The organism is Stenotrophomonas sp. PS02300, assembly GCF_029959395.1.
GTDB lineage: Bacteria > Pseudomonadota > Gammaproteobacteria > Xanthomonadales > Xanthomonadaceae > Stenotrophomonas > Stenotrophomonas maltophilia_AD.
This window is the reverse complement of the sequence record NZ_JASCOP010000246.1, coordinates 1-1,244: the sequence shown is the minus strand read 5'-3', so window position 1 is coordinate 1,244 and position 1,244 is coordinate 1. Positions and strand designations below refer to the sequence as shown.

1 protein-coding gene is annotated in these 1,244 nt (G+C 63.2%); it reads right to left on the bottom strand.

Annotated elements, in window-relative coordinates:
• Window positions 1-200: 200 nt before the first annotated feature.
• Window positions 201-1,079, bottom strand: a complete 879-nt coding sequence (gene tsf / locus QMX79_RS20755; RefSeq protein ID WP_282248460.1) for a translation elongation factor Ts — start codon at window positions 1,077-1,079, stop codon at window positions 201-203.
• Window positions 1,080-1,244: the final 165 nt, after the last annotated feature.

The window sequence follows — 1,244 nt, the reverse complement described above, 5'->3', positions numbered from 1 at the left end:
GCCCCCGTAGGGACTGTCAAAAACATGGATGTTTTTGACAAGCCTCCATGGATGGATTCACGGCGTGTCCCGTAGGGGGCTGCCCGTCGGCCTCCCCAGCCAGGAAGAACTGAAGCGCTGCTCTTGGCGCCAGAACAAAGCACCCACAAAAAAGCCCGGCTCGCGCCGGGCTTTCAAGTTTCATCGCTTGAGGCGGTGAATCAGGCCAGACCGGCCTGCTTCATCACTTCGGCGGCGTAGTCTTCCACCACCTTCTCGATGCCTTCGCCAACAGCCAAGCGCTTGAAGCCGATCACGTCGGCGCCGGCGGCCTTGAGCACCTGCTCGACGGACTGGTCGGTGTTCAGCACGTACGGCTGGCCGTACAGGGTGACTTCGTTGACGATCTTGGCGATCTTGCCGCTGATGATCTTCTCGAGGATGTCGGCCGGCTTGGACTTGTCCTTGTCGGACATCTTGGCCAGTTCGATTTCCTTTTCCTTGGCAACGAACTCGGCCGGCACGTCGGCAGCCTTGTTGTGCGGCGGGTTCATGGCAGCCACGTGCATGGCCAGGCCACGGGCCAGCTCGGCGGTGCCGCCGGCCAGTTCAACCAGCACGCCGATGCGGCCGCCGTGCACGTAGGCAGCGACGTTGTTCGACGATTCCAGGCGGACGATGCGACGCACGTCGACCTTTTCGCCAACCTTGGCGATGACCGCTGCGCGGGATTCTTCGACGGTTTCGCCCGACGGCAGCTTGGCGGCCTTCAGTGCGTCGATGTCGGCAGCGCCCGAGCTCAGCGCAACGTCAGCAACGGCCTTGGAGAAGTCCAGGAAGTTGCTGTCCTTGGCGACGAAGTCGGTTTCGGAGTTGATTTCGACCAGCACGGCCTTGTTGCCGTCCTGTGCAGTCACGATGATGCCTTCGGCAGCAACGCGGTCAGCCTTCTTGTCGGCCTTGGCCAGGCCCGACTTGCGCAGCCACTCCGCCGAAGCGTCGATGTCGCCGCCGTTTTCGGTGAGTGCTTTCTTGCACTCCATCATGCCGGCGCCAGTGCGCTCGCGCAGTTCCTTGACCAGGGAAGCAGTGATTTCCACGGGAATTCCTCACGAAAGAAAGGGGTTGGGCCGGCATCGTGGCCGGCCCATGTGACAGCATCCTGTCATCGCGCCAGTGGCAGCGGACAGGAGCGGTGGGGGCCCGCGCCCCCCCCGGGGCGGGGTGTGTGTGTTTTTAACAAATGACGCGGCCCCCCCCCCCCC